Origin of the sequence: Xanthomonas sp. SHU 199, from assembly GCF_000364665.1 — a bacterium.
GTDB lineage: Bacteria > Pseudomonadota > Gammaproteobacteria > Xanthomonadales > Xanthomonadaceae > Xanthomonas_A > Xanthomonas_A sontii.
In genome coordinates, this window is the sequence record NZ_AQOI01000685.1 from 1 (window position 1) to 17131 (window position 17131).

At 68.4% G+C, this 17131-nt stretch carries 13 protein-coding genes and 1 pseudogene; 6 read left to right on the forward strand and 8 right to left on the reverse strand.

The features are described 5' to 3' along the window. Positions 1-179 precede the first annotated feature (179 nt). The 3 genes from D183_RS0119580 to D183_RS0119590 all read right to left on the reverse strand — a co-directional run bounded on the left by D183_RS0119580 (position 180) and on the right by D183_RS0119590 (position 3340). Entirely contained in the window at positions 180-761 is a 582-nt protein-coding gene (locus tag D183_RS0119580) for an LON peptidase substrate-binding domain-containing protein (RefSeq protein ID WP_017910498.1), read from the reverse strand. A gap of 28 nt (positions 762-789) precedes the next feature. Further along, the gene (mpl, locus tag D183_RS0119585) at positions 790-2229 is read right to left on the reverse strand and encodes a UDP-N-acetylmuramate:L-alanyl-gamma-D-glutamyl-meso-diaminopimelate ligase (protein WP_017910499.1); all 1440 of its coding nucleotides are present in this window, start codon (positions 2227-2229) and stop codon (positions 790-792) included. A 547-nt stretch (positions 2230-2776) separates the two neighbouring features. Beyond that, positions 2777-3340 carry an adenylate kinase gene (locus D183_RS0119590; protein WP_010343370.1) on the reverse strand — a complete coding sequence of 188 codons (564 nt, stop codon included), beginning with the start codon at positions 3338-3340 and terminating at the stop codon, positions 2777-2779. A gap of 145 nt (positions 3341-3485) precedes the next feature. On the opposite strand from D183_RS0119590, the gene D183_RS0119595 reads away from it, so the two are divergent. Then, entirely contained in the window at positions 3486-4742 is a 1257-nt protein-coding gene (locus D183_RS0119595; RefSeq protein WP_017910501.1) for a 6-phosphofructokinase, read from the forward strand. 37 nt (positions 4743-4779) lie between these two features. Next, positions 4780-5196 (forward strand): DUF6434 domain-containing protein, encoded by a 417-nt coding sequence (locus tag D183_RS28085; protein ID WP_232757322.1) that lies wholly within the window; start codon positions 4780-4782, stop codon positions 5194-5196. 244 nt (positions 5197-5440) lie between these two features. Here D183_RS28085 and D183_RS0119605 read toward each other — a convergent pair whose 3' ends face one another. Continuing rightward, positions 5441-5980, reverse strand: coding sequence for a hypothetical protein (locus D183_RS0119605; RefSeq protein ID WP_039728804.1), 540 nt, complete (start codon positions 5978-5980; stop codon positions 5441-5443). 257 nt (positions 5981-6237) lie between these two features. Between D183_RS0119605 and D183_RS0119610 the strand changes: the two genes are divergently transcribed. Next, entirely contained in the window at positions 6238-8265 is a 2028-nt protein-coding gene (locus D183_RS0119610) for a sodium-translocating pyrophosphatase (protein WP_017910504.1), read from the forward strand. A 56-nt stretch (positions 8266-8321) separates the two neighbouring features. Here D183_RS0119610 and D183_RS0119615 read toward each other — a convergent pair whose 3' ends face one another. Further along, positions 8322-8810 (reverse strand): hypothetical protein, encoded by a 489-nt coding sequence (locus tag D183_RS0119615; protein ID WP_017910505.1) that lies wholly within the window; start codon positions 8808-8810, stop codon positions 8322-8324. A 198-nt stretch (positions 8811-9008) separates the two neighbouring features. On the opposite strand from D183_RS0119615, the gene ppa reads away from it, so the two are divergent. The 3 genes from ppa (at position 9009) to D183_RS25335 (ending at position 12109) form a co-directional block, all read left to right on the forward strand. After that, positions 9009-9542 carry an inorganic diphosphatase gene (gene ppa / locus D183_RS0119620; protein ID WP_017910506.1) on the forward strand — a complete coding sequence of 178 codons (534 nt, stop codon included), beginning with the start codon at positions 9009-9011 and terminating at the stop codon, positions 9540-9542. Positions 9543-9699: 157 nt separating this feature from the next. Next, on the forward strand, positions 9700-10815 hold the full coding sequence (locus D183_RS0119625; protein WP_017910507.1) for an HDOD domain-containing protein: 1116 nt from the start codon (positions 9700-9702) through the stop codon (positions 10813-10815). 499 nt (positions 10816-11314) lie between these two features. Further along, the gene (locus tag D183_RS25335; RefSeq protein WP_026144678.1) at positions 11315-12109 is read left to right on the forward strand and encodes an isocitrate lyase/PEP mutase family protein; all 795 of its coding nucleotides are present in this window, start codon (positions 11315-11317) and stop codon (positions 12107-12109) included. A 247-nt stretch (positions 12110-12356) separates the two neighbouring features. On the opposite strand, the gene D183_RS0119635 is transcribed toward D183_RS25335, so the two are convergent. The 3 genes and pseudogenes from D183_RS0119635 to D183_RS0119645 form a co-directional block, all read right to left on the reverse strand. After that, positions 12357-15212 (reverse strand): TonB-dependent receptor, encoded by a 2856-nt coding sequence (locus tag D183_RS0119635; protein ID WP_026144679.1) that lies wholly within the window; start codon positions 15210-15212, stop codon positions 12357-12359. Between the two features lie 49 nt (positions 15213-15261). After that, complete coding sequence (locus D183_RS0119640) at positions 15262-16158, reverse strand: helix-turn-helix transcriptional regulator (protein WP_026144680.1); 897 nt, start codon at positions 16156-16158, stop codon at positions 15262-15264. Positions 16159-16278: 120 nt separating this feature from the next. Continuing rightward, positions 16279-17131: pseudogene (locus tag D183_RS0119645) on the reverse strand (PD40 domain-containing protein); the annotation flags it as partial.

Here is a 17131-nt window from a genome sequence, read left to right on the forward strand (position 1 = left end):
CCCGCGCCTGCTAGCGGCGCGCTGAATGCCGGCTGCGGCGCGCACGTGGCCCGCCTGTGGCATGACCCATCGAGAACAACGCGCGGCGATCGTGGCGATGATGGCGCAGCGCCGCACGGATGCCGGCCGCCGCGCTCCACGTCAGGCCAGGACGGCGACACCGCCCTCGCCCGCCTCGCTCAGGGAATCCAGGCCAGCAACTGGTCCAGTCGCGCGTGCGGGTCGTCTTCCTGCAGCAGCGACAGGCGCTGGCGCTCGTCCAGCGGCAGCAGTTCGGCCATGCGCCAGCCGACCCAGGCGGCCTGGTCGAGCTGGCGCGGACCGGCCAGCGGATACACCGCGGCGGCCTGGTCGAGGATGCTGTCGAGCACGGTCGCCAACAGCGCGTGCTGCGGACGCAGTTCGTCGTCGCCATCGGCCTCGCGCCATTCCACGTCGCCGACCACCAGGCCGTTGTCGCGGACCCGGCTGCGCAGCACGTGGAAGCGCCGCGCGCCGCGCAGGCTCAGCACCAGCACGCCATCGGCGCCGACATCGAAATCGACGATGCGCGCCTCGGTGCCGAACGCCGCCGGCACCGCCGGGGCGCCGGTCTCGCTGCCGTCCAGGATCAGGCAGACGCCGAAGCCGCTGTCGGTGCGCCCGCACTCGCGGACCAGGTCCAGATAGCGGCGCTCGAACACCCGCAGCTTGATCGAGGCGCCGGGCAGCAGCACCGCGTGCAGCGGGAACAGGGGCAGCGTGATCCGCTGCGGACTCACGCCTCGGCTCCGCCGTGCCCGGCAGCGCTCATTGCAGCGCGGCCAGGAAGCGCCGCGGTGCGCCGTCGAAGCCGCCGTTGGACATGAACACCACATGGTCGCCCGCGCGCGCCTGTGCCTGCAGCGCGGCCAGCAGGGCGTCCACGTCGGGCGCCGCGCAGGCCTCGCCGCGCACCGCGGCGATCACCTTGCCCGCATCCCAGGCCAGTTCCGGCCGCTGCAGGAACAGCACCGCGTCGGCGGCCTCCAGCGACGGCGCCAGCGCTTCGGCATGCGCACCCAGCCGCATCGAATTGCTGCGCGGCTCCATCGCCACCACGATGCGCGCGGCACCGACCTTGGCGCGCAGGCCTTCGAGCGTGGTGCGGATGGCGGTGGGATGGTGGGCGAAGTCGTCGTACACGGTGATGCCCTGCGCCTGGCCGAGCACTTCCAGGCGCCGCTTGACGCTGCGGAAGCGCGCCAGCGCCGGCATCACCTGCGCCGGCGCCACGCCCACCGCATGGGCGGCGGCCAGCGCGGCCAGCGCGTTCATCACGTTGTGGCGGCCGAGCAGCGGCCAGTCCACCTCGCCCAATTCGCGACCCTGGTGCAGCACCGCGAAGCGGCTGCCATCGGCGGCGATCAGACGCGCACTCCAGTCGAAGCCGGGATCGAAGCCGAAGCGCTCCACCGGGGTCCAGCAGCCCATCGCCAGCACCTCGCGCAGGTGCGCGTCCTCGCCGTTGACGATCAGCCGCCCGCGGCGCGGCACGGTCCGCACCAGATGGTGGAACTGGCGCTGGATCGCGGCGACGTCGGGGAAGATGTCGGCATGGTCGTACTCGAGATTGTTGAGGATCGCCACCAGCGGCCGGTAGTGCACGAACTTGCTGCGCTTGTCGAAGAACGCGGTGTCGTACTCGTCGGCCTCGACCACAAACAGCGGGCGGCCCGCCAGGGCCGGCCCCTGATGTCCTTCTCCCTCCGGGAGAAGGTGGCACGCAGCGCCGGATGAGGGTTCGGCGACCGGCAACCCCAACCGCGCGGACACGCCGAAATCCTCGGCCACCCCGCCGATCAGGAAGCCCGGTTCGCGCCCCGCCGCCTGCAGCAACCAGGTCAGGATGCTGGTGGTGGTGGTCTTGCCGTGGGTGCCGGCCACCGCGAGGGTGTCGCGTCCCGGCAGCACCTGCTCGCTCAACCATTGCGCACCCGAGGTGTAGGCGCGCCCGGCGTCGAGCACCGCCTCCACCGCCGCGTTGCCGCGCGACAGCGCGTTGCCGACGATCACCTGGTCGCAGTCCGCGGCGATGTGCTCGGGCAGGTAGCCCTGCTTCAGCGCGATGCCAAGGTGTTCCAGCTGCGTGGACATCGGCGGGTAGATCGCCTGGTCGCTGCCCTCGACCGCATGGCCGAGTTCGCGCGCCAGCGCGGCGACACCGCCCATGAACGTACCGGCGATGCCGAGAATATGGATCTTGCTCATGGCCGGATTGTCGCCGATCCCCCGGCGCACGCAAACCGGCGCAGGTGCGGCCGTTGGCCGTGGCAGGCAGGCCGTGGGACCGATCCGGGGCAATCGTGGCGCGGCGCCGTCAAGTAGGGAATCCCCCACATCCGCTGAGGAAAGTCCCCGATAGGCAAGTCGGGAGCCGACGCCGAGAATGAACGGGCCAGCCTCGACACCCTGTGGTTCTACTCCCCAAGAGACCATCCCCAAGGGAGCTCATGTCGTGGGGCTCTGAGCAAGCCCGTTCGCTGGCACCTTCTTTCCCCGATCCCGGCCCTCCATTGGCAGGCGGGATACGCGCCCACGGTGGCCACTCGTGGTGCGCAGCTCAGCAGGACATGTCCTTACGTCGCTTTGCCGCCGCAGGAGCGGCTTCAGCCGCGACGTGCCTTACCGGGTATGCGTGTCGGGAAACCGCTCGTAAGGGCGGGCGTTGCGCGTCGTGACGGGAGGCGCACCGCCACCGGTACGGCGCCGTCTGCACGACCGGCACCCGCGGCGGGCGCCGGCGTGCCGTGCCGCCTCAGCGGCCGATCGCCGCCAGGATGCGGGCGAGCACCTCGTCCAGCGAGCCGACGCCATCGACCCGCGCCAGCGTGCCGCGCTTGTCGTAGAAGCCGATCACCGGCGCGGTCGAATCGGTGTAGACCTGCAGGCGCTTGCGCACCGACTCGGGATTGTCGTCCTCGCGGCCTTCGGCCTTGGCGCGGCCGGCGATGCGCTCGACCAGCAGTTCGTTGGCCACGTCCAGCTGCACCACCGCGTCCAGCGGCTGGCCGAGCTTGGCCAGCAGTTCGTCCAGCGCGCCGGCCTGGGCCAGGTTGCGCGGATAGCCGTCGAGGATGAAGCCGTTGCGCACGTCGTCGCGGCCGAGGCGCGATTCGAGCATGCCCAGCAGGATGTCGTCGGAGACCAGGTCGCCGCGCGCCATCACTTCCTTGGCCTGCACGCCCAGCGGGGTGCCGGCGGCGACTTCGGCGCGCAGCAGATCGCCGGTGGAAATGTGCGGGATCTGCAGCTTGTCCTTCAGGCGGGCCGCCTGCGTGCCCTTGCCCGATCCGGGCGGTCCCAACAGAACCAATCGCATCAACCTGACTCCTCGAGGAAAGTACCGTGCGCGGCCGGCGGCGTTAGACTCGGGGGCCACGCCTGCGCTGCACCGCAAGAGCCCCAGCTTACCGCATCCAGGCAATGTCCCGGCAATGTCCCCACCCCAGGAGCGAACCCCGACCATGGCCCAAGGCACCCTGCTGTACGCCCAGTCCGGCGGCGTCACCGCCGTCATCAACGCCAGCGCCGCCGCCGTCATCGGCGAAGCGCGGGCGCGCAAGGTCAAGGTGCTGGCCGCGCGCAACGGCATCCTCGGCGCGCTGCGCGAGGACCTGATCGACACCTCCAAGGAGTCGGCGGCGGCGATCGCCGCGCTGGCCCATACACCCGGCGGCGCGTTCGGCTCGTGCCGCTACAAGCTCAAGTCGCTGGAGGCCGACCGCACCAAGTACGAGCGCCTGCTGCAGGTACTGCAGGCGCACGACGTGCGCTACTTCCTCTACAACGGCGGCAACGATTCGGCCGACACCGCGTGGAAGGTCTCGCAGCTGGCGCAGGCGTTCGGCTACCCGCTGCACTGCATCGGCGTGCCCAAGACCATCGACAACGACCTGGCGGTCACCGACACCTGCCCGGGCTTCGGCTCGGCGGCCAAGTACACCGCGGTGTCGGTGCGCGAGGCGGCGCTGGACGTGGCGGCGATGGCCGAAACCTCGACCAAGGTATTTGTCTACGAGGCCATGGGCCGCCATGCCGGCTGGCTGGCCGCCGCCGCCGGACTGGCCGCGCAATCGCCGGACGACGCGCCGCAGATCATCCTGTTCCCCGAACGCGCCTACGACGAGGCCGCCTTCCTGGCGCAGGTGCGCAAGGTGGTGGACAAGGTCGGCTGGTGCGTGGTGGTGGCCAGCGAAGGCATCCAGACCGCCGACGGCCGCTTCGTCGCCGATGCCGGCGGCGGCACCGATGCGTTCGGCCACAGCCAGCTCGGCGGCGTGGCGTCCTACCTGGCCGGCAAGGTCAAGGCCGAACTTGGCTACAAGGTGCACTGGACCCTGCCCGACTACCTGCAGCGTTCGGCCCGCCACCTCGCCTCGCGCACCGACTGGGAGCAGGCGCAGGCGGTCGGCAAGGCCGCGGTGCAGTTCGCGCTGAAGGGCATGAACGCGGTGATGCCGGCGATCGTGCGCAGCAGCGATGCGCCTTACCGCTGGAAGATCGAGGCGGCGCCACTGCACAAGGTCGCCAACCACGAGAAGAAGATGCCGGCCGGTTTCCTGCGCAAGGACGGCTTCGGCATCACCGAGAAGGCGCGCCGCTATCTGCAGCCGCTGATCCGCGGCGAGGCGCCGCTGCCCTACGGCACGGACGGCCTGCCCAAGTACGTGGCGCTGAAGAACGTGGCGGTGAAGAAGAAGCTGCCGGCCTGGGAGGGCTGACAGCGCGGGCGCACGATCGGCATGACGTCATCGGCGCATGCCGTCGCGCGCGGGATGTCGCCGTTGGCGCCAGCCTCTGCAGGCGCTGCGCCGGACGATCGAGGGAAACGACAGGACGCTGCAGGGATCCTGGCGCATCCACCACGGATGTCGGATTGCCTGCAGCTTCAGAGAAGACGAGGCCACCAGGATGCGCGACACGCACGAAGACCCAAGCAGCGCGTCCGGCCACGTGCGCTTCGATTGGCACAGCGACCCAATCACCCGTGCGACGCCGGTGGACGAGCACTATCGCAACACGCAGAACGTGCGCCGCTTCCTCGTGACCATGTGCGGCGACGGCTTCGCGTTCGACCGCGCGTTCATGGCCTGGATCAGGAATGGCGTCGCCAAGACCATGGGCGACGTCGCCGACGAATGGCGGCGACGGCACACCGGCAACGTGCCGACCTGAGGCTCCGCGCGCGCCGCATGCGACGGATCGGCGACGGTCAAGAACTGCGACAGCAACGCAAAGCGCAAAGCCGCCAAGCCTGTCCTGGATCCTGCTTTACGCAGGCATCCAGGGATCGCATGCGCCGTGCCTGTGCGGCCTCACGACAGCCACGTTACCGTGGCGCATACGCAGCGCCGGTGGCGGCCGCCCTGCCTGCGCGATGCAGGGTGTGACGGCCGAGGCGGCTCGACAATCCTCCCGCTCAGCGGCAGGCCTTGCCTTCCACCGTCATCTGCGCGGTGAACTGCGGCACCTGCGGGACCTTGCCGGCGGCCGCCTGCTGCTTGGCCTCTTCCAGATAGATCCGCGACTGGCCCTGACCATCGCGCTCGGTGTTCAGCGCCACCGGCTTGCGCCACACCCGCACCACCGCCTGCTGCGACGGACAGGCGGCGCTGGGCACGCGGATCAGGTCGTTGAACTTCCAGCCGGTGGCCTCGCTGGGCTTGGCCTGATCGAACTCGACCAGCCTGGCGCGCGGCTGGCAGGTCGGGCTGCTGCGCACCGCGGAGAAGCGGTAGGGCTGCGCCGCATCGCCGGTGTACTCGCCCTCGAAGCGCACGCAGGCCTCGGGGATCTGGCGGATGGTATGCACCACGCCCACCGCCTGCGGCGCGCTGGCCGGGCGCTGCAGTTCCGGGGTCGGGTCGGCGGCTGCAGCGGCCAGCGGCGCCAGCGCACACAGGCCGAGGGCCACGATCGAGGCGCGTGCGCGCAGCCTTGGGGAAATCGTCGATTGCATCGGAGGGCTCCTGGGAAGCGATGCGCCACGCTGCCACGCACAGACTGAACCGCACGCCAAAAGTGAGACGCCCTGCCTGGTCGCTGGCGGCATCACGGAGGCAGGCGCATACTCGCCCACGTTCAGGCCAGATGACATTGCGATACGCACCAGCGGCGCGCGTTGTGGCCGCGGAGTCGTTGCATGCTTCAGCTCCTAAGGTGTGATCCCCCGGTATGTCCAGCGCTTGGGCGCCATCCACATCCTTGGGAGGGGTCATGCTGGAACGATATGCGGTCACCGTGGCACTGGCGTGCGCGGCTCTGGCGGTGCTCTACGGCATCGTCTCCACGCGCTGGATCCTGGCGCAGCCCGCCGGCAACGAACGCATGCGGCAGATCGCCGATGCGATCCAGGAAGGCGCCCGCGCCTACCTCAACCGCCAGTACCTGACCATCGCCATCGCCGGCGCGGTCCTGCTGGTGCTGGTCGGGGTGTTCCTGAGCTGGTACACCGCCGGCGGCTTCGCGATCGGCGCGGTGCTGTCCGGGGTCGCCGGCTACATCGGCATGAACCTGTCGGTGCGCGCCAACGTGCGTACCGCCGAAGCGGCGCGGCGCGGGCTGGCGCCGGCGATGGCGGTCGCGTTCCGCGGCGGCGCGATCACCGGGATGCTGGTGGTCGGGCTGGGCCTGATCGGCGTAGCCGGCTACTACGGCCTGCTGCAATGGCTGGGACACAGCGTCGGCGACAGCCTGCATGCGCTGGTCGGCCTGGCCTTCGGCAGTTCGCTGATCTCGATCTTCGCGCGCCTGGGCGGTGGCATCTTCACCAAGGGCGCCGACGTCGGCGCGGACCTGGTCGGCAAGGTCGAGGCCGGCATTCCCGAGGACGATCCGCGCAATCCGGCGGTGATCGCCGACAACGTCGGCGACAACGTCGGCGACTGCGCCGGCATGGCCGCCGACCTGTTCGAGACCTACGCGGTCACGGTGATCGCGACGATGCTGCTGGGCGGGCTGATGGCCGCCGAGGCCGGGCGCAACGCGGTGCTGTATCCGCTGGTGCTGGGCGGGGTGTCGATCGTCGCCTCGATCGTCGGCACCTTCTTCGTGCGCGTGCGCCCGGGCGGTTCGATCATGGGCGCGCTGTACAAGGGCGTGGTGGTCTCGGCGGTGCTGGCGGCGCTGGCGTTCTGGCCGGTGACCCAGCAACTGATGGGCGACACCGCCGCCGGTGCCGGCAAGCTCTACGGCTGCGCGCTGATCGGGCTGGCGCTGACCGGGCTGATCGTGTGGATCACCGAGTACTACACCGGCACCCAGTACAAGCCGGTGCAGCACGTGGCGCAGGCCTCGACCACCGGCCATGGCACCAACATCATCGCCGGGCTCGGCATCTCGATGAAGTCCACCGCGCTGCCGGTGATCGCGGTGTGCGCCGCGATCTGGGGTGCGTTCGCGTTGTCCGGCCTGTACGGCATCGCCATCGCCGCCACCGCGATGCTGTCGATGGCCGGCATGATCGTGGCGCTGGATGCGTACGGCCCGATCACCGACAACGCCGGCGGCATCGCCGAAATGGCGGAACTGCCGCCGGAGGTGCGTGCGGTCACCGATCCGCTGGATGCGGTCGGCAACACCACCAAGGCCGTGACCAAGGGTTATGCGATCGGCTCGGCGGCGCTGGCGGCGCTGGTGCTGTTCGCCGACTACACCCACAACCTGCGCGCCGCGCACCCCACCGAAACCTTCGCCTTCGATCTATCGGACCACACGGTGATCATCGGCCTGCTGATCGGCGGCCTGATCCCCTACCTGTTCGGCGCGATGGCGATGGAAGCGGTGGGCCGTGCCGCCGGCGCGGTGGTGGAGGAAGTGCGGCGGCAGTTCCGCGAGATCGCCGGCATCATGCAGGGCACCGGCAAGCCGCAATACGACCGCGCGGTGGACATGCTGACCCGCTCGGCGATCCGCGAAATGATCGTGCCCTCGTTGCTGCCGGTGGCGGTGCCGATCGTGGTCGGCCTGTTGCTGGGCCCGCGCGCGCTCGGCGGCCTGCTGATCGGCACCATCGTCACCGGGCTGTTCGTGGCCATCTCCATGACCACCGGCGGCGGCGCCTGGGACAACGCCAAGAAGTACATCGAGGACGGCCATTTCGGCGGCAAGGGCAGCGAGGCGCACAAGGCCGCGGTCACCGGCGACACCGTCGGCGACCCGTACAAGGACACCGCCGGCCCGGCGATCAATCCGCTGATCAAGATCATCAACATCGTGGCGTTGCTGCTGGTGCCGCTGCTGTAGCCACACGCGCAGCGGGCGTCGGCGACATGCCGGTGCCTGCTGCGCGTCCTTTGCCGCTACAGGCAGTCGATCAGACCGTCGTTGATGCTGTGCTCGCTGTGCGGCAGCGGCGCGAACAGCGGCCGCTCGCCCGACAGCGCCGCATACAGCGCGTGCAGCCGGGTCTGCGGCTGCAGCGGGGTCCGGCAGTGCCATAGCCGCGCATCGACCACGACCCGGCCGGTGTTCGCATCGATACTGGCCTCGCTGGCGCCGAAGCTCCAGATGCACTCCCCGATCACCCCGTCGCGCTGGCGCACCGAGCAGCGATAGCGCAGCGGCCGGTAGTCGCTGTAGTCGCCTTCGCAGAAGGTGTCGCCGCAAAGCTGGTCGAAGTCGTGCGCCAGCCGTTGCTCCAGGTCGGAGAACGCCTCCCAGCCCTCGCCCGGGGCGGGATAGTCCATCGCATCCACGTAGGCCGGTTGCGCCTGCCGCGCCTGCGCAGCGCCGCAGGCCAGGACCAGCACCGCCAGCAGCGGCAGCATCGATTGCCGGATTCCGTTCATCGTCTTGCTCCTCGGGTGGGGACAGTGGCCACAGGATCGCCGCGGCCCGATTCCGGCACCATCGGAATGCGCCCCATGCGGGCCGGTATGGAGTCTGAAACCGCTGTAGGAATCCTCCGAACCGCCGTGCGCTGCATTGCAACAGCCAACCGACTAGAATGCCTGCCTCTTTAGAAGCCACTCCACTGGAGCTAGCGCATGGGTCTGGAACTGGTCACCTCCGGCAAGAACCTGCCGGAAGAAATCAACGTCGTCATCGAAATCCCCAAGGATTCGGAGCCGGTCAAGTACGAAGTGGACAAGGCCAGCGGCGCCATCTTCGTCGACCGCATCCTCTCCACCCCGATGCGCTACCCCTGCAACTACGGCTACGTGCCCAACACCCTGTGCGGCGACGGCGACCCGGCCGACGTGCTGGTGGTGCTGCCGCTGCCGCTGGTGCCCGGCTGCGTGGTGCGCTGCCGCCCGGTCGGCGTGCTGAAGATGAGCGACGAGGCCGGCAGCGACGAGAAGATCCTGGCGGTGCCGGTGGCCAAGGTGTTCGAGGGCTACGCCCACATCGAGGACATCGCCCAGGTCTCGGGCCACTGGATGGAGCGCATCGGCCACTTCTTCGAGCACTACAAGGACCTGGAGAAGGGCAAGTGGGTCAAGCTCGACGGCTGGGGCAATGCCGAGGAAGCCAAGCGCATCCTGCGCGAGTCCGTGGCCCGTTACGAAGCCGGCGCCTGAGCCGCGCAGTCGTGGCGGGGCGCTGCCCCCGCCACGGCTGACCCGTTTCACGTTTTGCCGTTGCCGAGGCGCCGCCCTTCGGGGTTTGCGGTACATTGCGCCATGGCATCACCGAGCCCGGTCCGGCGCGACCCGGCTCTTCTTGGGGGACAGTCTCTTGCGCATCCTGTTCGTCGGCGACGAAGCCAGCCTTCCGTCCGAAGTCACTGAATACATTCGCGATCTTGGCGACGACTGGCAGGTCCAGAGTGTTGCCGACGGCAATGCCGCGATCGCCGCGGCGGCCACGGTGCGCCTGGATGCGGTGATCGCCGCGCCGACGCTGCCGGACCTGACCACCGCCACCCTGCTCGGCCAGATCCGCACGCTGAGCCCGGAAACCATCCGCATCGCGCTGATCGAGGCCGAACAGAGCAATCGCGCGCCGCCGGCGCGGATCATCGGCGTGGCCCACCGGTTCCTGCCGCTGCCGCTGTCCCCGGAAATGCTGCTGGAAGCGGTCACCAGCCTGGAGGAACTGCAGGAACTGCTGGGCAACCCGCGCCTGCGTTCCAGCATCGGCCGCATCGAGAAGCTGCCCTCGCCGCCGCATCTGTACCTGAGCCTGATGCATGCGCTGGAGCAGGACGAGGGCAGCAACGCCGCCGACCTGGCCAAGCTGGTCTCGGCCGACCCGGCGATCGCGGCCAAGGTGCTGCAGCTGTGCAATTCGGCGTTCTTCTCCAACGGCCGCACCATTTCCGACCTGCGCACCGCCGTGACCCGGCTGGGCACCGCCACCCTGCGCGACCTGGTCCTGGCCAGCGAAGTGTTCTCGGTGCAGGCGCTGTCCAACGCCGAGCGCAACGCGCTGCAGCAGCGCTCGCTGCTGGCGTCCAAGCTGGCCGCGAAGATGCTGCCGGCCTCCAGCGTCGAACTCGGTTCGACCGCGGCGCTGCTGGCCGACATCGGCCTGCTGCTGCCGGGCGTGCGCGACGAGCGCGAGCCGCCCACCGATGCCAACGACACCCGGCCGGGCCACGCCGAAGCCGGCGCCTACCTGCTGGGCCTGTGGGGCCTGCCGATGCCGATCATCGAGGCGGTGGCCTTCCATCGCCAGCCGCAGCGTTCCAGCACCCGCAGCTTCTGGGTCACCGGCGCGGTGCACGTGGCGATGGCGCTGGCCAGCGGCTCGGAGGTCGACGAGGAGTACCTCTCCAAGACCGGCATGCTCAACAAGCTGCCGAGCTGGCGCGAGCATGCCGAGAACCTGATGGGGCTGACCTCGGCCTGAGCCCGACCATGGCGCGCGCGGCTTGCTCGCGAGCGCAGTTCCAGGAGAAGTCGGCGAAGCGGGCGCCATCGCGCACCGCTTGCTGCACCAGAGCCGGCCAGTCACTGCCCAGCCCGGTGAAGCTTGCGTTGCTCGTACACCTCGGCGATACGCTCGTGCTGCAGGCCCATCGCGCCATGTCCAGCAAGGCCTCGTACACCGAGAGCGGATGCTGCAGGCGTTGCAGCGGCAGCACGACACGCTGGTGCACTCGCGCCAACACGTATCCGCGGTCTGCCCGGTGGTGGCATGCCCCGTCAATCGCATAGGTGCGGATAGCTACAAGTGCAGTTGCCTGATGATGCATTCAAGCCGAGCTTGTCCGCTGGCGCGGCCAAGTTGACCTAGTTCAAGCCTTAGGTAAGGTTTCGGTTTGTCGAGGTTGATGTCCGAAAATGGCAAGACACTTAGCGCGGCCGATGCCACATTTCGGCCACTCGCCCGCCTAAGGCAACACGTCATGAGCGCACCCGTTTTTTTCAGGTTTTTAGACCTTCATCGCACCAACACCCCCCTGTTAATCGCCAACGCTTGGGATGCCGTCAGCGCAGCACTCTGGCAACGGGCAGGCGCTCCAGCTATCGGTACCAGCAGTGCGGCTCTGGCCTGGGCTTGCGGCTATGCCGATGGCGGTGCACTACCGCTCGATGCACTATTGCATCAGGTACGCGCCATTGCCCGTGTCTCGTCAGTTCCGGTCAGTATCGATCTGGAGGACGGTTATAGCGACGACCCGCACGCCGTGGCGGAGCTGGCGAAGGAAATCGCGGCCATCGGTGCGGTTGGGATCAATCTGGAAGATGGTGCAGGTACGCCCGAGCTGTTGATGGAGAAGATCCGCATGGCCCGTCAGGCTCTCGGCGACACGCCGCTGTTCATCAACGCACGCACCGACGTTTACTTGCGCGGCCTCGCTTCCGGGCGTGATGCGGTGGACATGGCGATCCATCGCTTGTCTTGCTACCGGGGCGCAGGTGCAGACGGCGGCTTCGTGCCAGGCATCACCGATATCAAGGAAATTGCCGAGATCGCGGCAAAGGTCGCGATGCCGCTCAACGTAATGACGGTTCCCGGGCTACCGTCGCTGCTGGCATTGCGCGAGGCCGGTGTGCGTCGGATCAGCGCCGGCCCGGCGCTGTTCCAGCACGCTTTCGGTGCCGGCGTGAACAGTGTCGAAGACTTCCTAGCCGGCAACTTTTCCAGCGTGCCCCGCGCTGGCATCGAGTACGCCAGCCTCAACCGATTGCTTTGGTAGAACGGTAGCCGCCATGGGCACGGCGACACATTGCCCAGGCGGGCCGCCGCGCTCATACCAGAAATCAAAGATGTTCCCCTCAACATCAGGCAAGACGGCACGGATCTTGAGAAAAACGTAGGCGCCGTCGCGGCTGTCTCGACACCCCCAACCTTATCGGGTCGGCCGTGTGCCTATCTCCCCTCAGTTGGGTGAACAAAAAAAGACGGGCCTTGCGGCCCGTCTTCGTGTCACGCAAACAGCTCGATCAGAAGCGCTGGGTGTACTTCATGTACACGTAGCGACCGATGTCGAAGCCGCCGTAGTAGGCGAAGCTGCTGTCCGGGGCCGAGTACATCAGCGGGCCGCGGTGGTCGAACACGTTGTTCGCACCGATGGCGATCGTCGCGTCCCACGGCGCCTTCCAGTTGACCTGCAGGTCGTGGAAGGTGTTGGAACCGGTGTGACGCAGCGGATCGGATTCGCCGTTGGCGAAGTGGTCCGGCGCATCGCAGTAGTCCGTGGCCAGCGAGATGCAGCTTTCCTTCATGCCGGAATAGTAGCGAAGGGTGTAGTTCACACCGAAGTCGCCCAGCGTCCAGTTCACGCCCAGGTTGGAGCGCACGCGGAAGATGCCCGGCTCGCCCACGCGACCGATCGTGATGTTGTCGCCCGCGGCGTTCTGGCCGGCTTCGTCGTACTTGCTGACGTAGCTAGTCTGCCAGTCGATCATGATCTTGCCGAACGCCATTTCCGGCAGACGGTAGCGGATGCCCAGATCGTAGCCTTCGGTCTCCATCTGGCCGAGGTTGGCCACGCCGTAGGTCATCGCCGAGATGTGGCCGTCGGCGGCGCGGGTCACGCCGGCGCAGCGCTCGGCATTGCCCAGCACGTAGCAGTCGCGCAGGATGCGGTCGACGCTATCGGCGATGATCATGTCCTTGATCTCGTAGCGGTACCAATCCAGCGAGATGTCCAGGCCCTGCACCCAGCGCGGGCTCCACACCAGACCGGCGGTCTTGCTGGTGGAGGTTTCCGGACGCAGGTTCGGGTTGGAGCCGCTGATGAACTCGTCCGGGGTCTGGCACGGATAGGTGGTGCACGGCACGTAGCCCTGGCCCAGCTGGGTGTAGCCGACCGGCACGCCGGCCGCGGAACACGCCGCATTGCCGTTGACGCTGTTCGGCGCGCCCACGCCGCACGGATCGACGTACGACTCGAAGCTGCTGCTCAGGCCGCCGTACAGATCGCTGATCGTCGGGGCGCGGAAGCCCTCGGCGTAGGTGCCGCGGACCAGCAGCTCGTCGATCGGCTTCCAGGTGAAGCCGAACTTGGAGTTCACCGTGTCGCCGAAGTTGCTGTAGTCCGAATAGCGGCTGGCCAGGTTCAGGGTCAGCTGCTTGGCGAACGCCATGTCGGCCAGGATCGGCACGTTCAACTCGAGGTAGAACTCGTCCAGATCGTAGTTGCCGGAGGTGGTCTTGGCGCCCAGGCCGGTGCTCTCACCCGACTGCGCGAAGGCGTCCGGCGAGAAGCGGCCTTCTTCCTTGCGGTGCTCGTAGCCGACCGCGATGCCGAGGTCGCCCGCCGGCAGCGTCGCCAGCGTGCCGCTCAGGTTGGCGGTGTAGCTGGTGGTCTTGGTCAGGCCGGTATCGGTGAAGTACGGGAACAGGAAGGCCTGGGTGTCCGCATCGGCCAGCGAACCCGGGCCGGCCACGCCGAACGGCAGCAGCGGGTTCCACGGGCGGCAGGCGCTCAGCGACACCGGCGCGGCGGCGGTGCCGCACTGGGCGACGCCGTTGGCGTTGATGAAGGACGAACCCAGCGCCTGGCGCGCCGCGATCAGGCTCATGTCGCCGTGACCGGTCTTGGTGCTCTCGTTGCGGTTCCACAGCGCACCGACGTCCCAGTCCCAGCTCTTGTCGGCGAACTCGAAGGAGCCGCTGATGGTCGGCGCGAAGCGCGTGGTCTTCAGCTTGCTCTCGGTGGTGCGCGGCACTTCCCACAGGCGGCGGCGGAAGTCGATGTCCTGGCCGATCGGGTTGAACGCGCTGTCGCCGGCCAGCGGGGTGCCGAACGCGGCGGACTGGTACGGATAGCCGGCGATCTGCTGATCGGTAGTGCGCTCGTTGTAGAGCACGTCGGCGTTGAAGACGATCGAGTCGGTCAGGTCGTAGTTGGCGTTGGCGAACACCGACTTACGCTCGATGCCGGTCTGCACCATCATCTGCTGGTTGGAGTTGGCGCGCTCGGCCGCCGTCAGCGGGTGGTAGTCGGCCGGATTGTTCGGGTTGCCGCCCTGGTTCAGGGTCTGCCACACCGCCACGTTCGGATCGGAACAGTCCACGGTCAGCGGGTTGCACCAGCTGCCGTTCTGGCTGATCGGGCTCCAGCTGCTCGGGGTGGAGTTCGGACCACGGCTGCCGTCGCGGCTGAACCAACGGTTCTTGGCGAACACCGGATCCTGCTTGGAGTACTCGGCGGTCAGCGCCACGCCACCGCGCTCGCCCTGGGTGCCGATGGTGAAGGAGTACTGCGAGGTCTTGCCGTCGCCTTCGCCGAACTGGCCGAACTCGGCCGAGACTTCGGCGCCGTCGAAGCGCTTGCGGGTGATGATGTTGACCACACCGGCAATGGCATCGGAACCGTAGATCGACGAGGCGCCGTCCTTCAGCACTTCGATGCGCTCGATCGCCGCCATCGGGACCTGGCTCAGGTCCTGCAGGCCGGAGGTGGTCGCGCCCAGGCGCTTGCCGTTCAACAACACCAGGGTACGCTCGGCACCGAGGTTGCGCAGGTCGACGTAGTAGCCGCCGACGTTTTCGCCGGACGCTAGCGCATCGGCGCGCGAGATCGCCGGGGAACCGGCCGAGGTCAGGTTCTGCAGCACGTCGGCGACCGAGGTGTAGCCCTGGCGCTCCAGCGCCTGGCGGTCCAGGGTCAGGATCGGCTGCTGGGTTTCGACGTCGGCGCTGCGGATACGCGAACCGGTGATTTCGATCCGGTCCAGCGTGGTGGTGGACGAGGCGGCGGCTTCTTGCGCGCCGGCAATCGCCGGCGTCAACGCGATCGCGATGCTGGCGGGCAGCAAGCCCAGCCGCACTGCGGGAGTGCGAAGGTTCATCAATCTCTCCAGGGTAACGTTAGGGGCGTGTTAAGACGCCCTCGGCACGTTACGTTCCGGTGAGCGCGGCTGCTTTGCCGCTGTCGCCTGCAGACTTTGCCGATTCTGGCGGCACGGTGCTGCCATGGCGATATTGCGAGGCGGAGACGCCGAAGCGAGCGCGGAACGCCCGCGCGAAGCTGCAGCAGTTGTCAAATCCGCTGGCGGCGGCCACCTCGCCGATCATCATCGTGGTGTCGCGCAACAGGTCCGCCGCGCGCTCCAGGCGCAGCCGCGCCGACAACGCCTGCGGGCTTTCCTCGTACAGGCTCTGGAACGTCTTGGACAGGTACCAGCCGGAGAAGTTGGTCAGCTCGGCCAGTTCGCTGATCCGCACCACGCGGTCGCGATGGCCGTCCAGATACAGCCGCGCACGCTGCATGCGCCCGAACACCTGGCGCTTGCGCATCCGCGAGCGCCCGGGACAGCGCTGCACGCGGCGCGACAACTCGCCCTGCATGGAGGCCAGATGCAGCAGCACCGGCCGCATCGCCAACGCATCGCCGGGCCGCGCCGCCGCCTGCCGCCACAGGCGCAAGGCGGTCCGCGTCTCGCGCAGCGACAACTCGCCGCGCCCCGCGTACAAGGTCTCGTCGGCCATCCGGCCCAAGGCCTTCAGCGCCTCGCCGTCCAGGCTCAGGCCGATGCACAGGCCGTCGCGGTCGGTCTGCAGCATCGGCCGCGAGTCGCGTTCGAAGGCCAGCCACTGGCCGCGGCGCAGGGCGAAACGCCCCTCCTTGGCCTCGATCCAGGCGCTGCCACGCAACTGCAGCCAGACCGTGAAGGCATTCGCCGAGGCCTGCACGCTGGCCAAGCGCGCCGCGCCCAGGCAGGCCGGACCCGCCGGCGCGTCGTCGGCGTCCAGCACCAGTTGTTGTCCATGATCGACCAGGAAAGATTGCCGCATCCGAGCACCTGCTTGACGTAAACCGGTGCGCAGTCTTTGCCGAATGTGGCGGCAGGTCAGGACGTCTTGGCGATAGTTGTCCGAAATCGCCACGACGCCCTTACGAACAACTTACGAAGCCTATTTTTCCTTCCGGATCAGCCAGTTGTGCGAGATGGTCGAGAACCATTCCGGCTGCTCGTGCACGCGCATGAAGCCGATCTCGCTGCCATCCTCGACCGCCAGTGCCACATAGGCGTCGCCACTGCGCGGATCGATGCTGAAGCCGTTGACCGCACTGAAGTGGTCGCGGTCCAGGCACACGCTTGCAGCGAGGCCACCGTCGATCCGCGCCATGCGGCTGGCGCATTCGCCGGTCTGGAACAGGTAATGCACCGCACCCTCGGGGCCCAGCGCCCAGCTGCGGTAGCGCCACAGCGATGGCAGACTGTCGTCCACGACACGCACGCTGGCCAGATCCAGGCTGGCATCGACGCGCCACAGGCCGCTGCGCGCGAGCCGGGTGAACAGGATCTCCCCAGTGGCAGGATCGGCACGGACCTGGGAAACATCCGGCAAGGTCGCCAAGGGCCGCCAGGGCACCGCGCGCCGGTCGTACAACTGCAGGCGGGTGCGGCCGTTCTCGCCCAGCAGGACCAGCAGTTGAGCGGGTTCGGCGGTGTACAACGCCTGCAGCGGCTCGCCGGCCGGCACCGGCAAGGCCGCCACACTGCCGGATTGCGGCCGGACCTCATAGATCGCCGAATGCCCCTGCGCATCGCGGCCGCTGACCAGCAACGCCTGGCTGTCGGCCGACCACGCCAAGGGCTGCCGGGTCTCCGGCCGCACGCCCTCGATCAGCCGCAACGAGGTCGGCTGGCGCACATCGCCCCACCACAGCGCGTAGCTGCCGTCGCGATCGGAGGTGAAGGCGAGTTGGCGCCCGTCGGGCGCGATGCTCGGCTGGCCGTCGCGGCCGGTGGACGCGAACAGC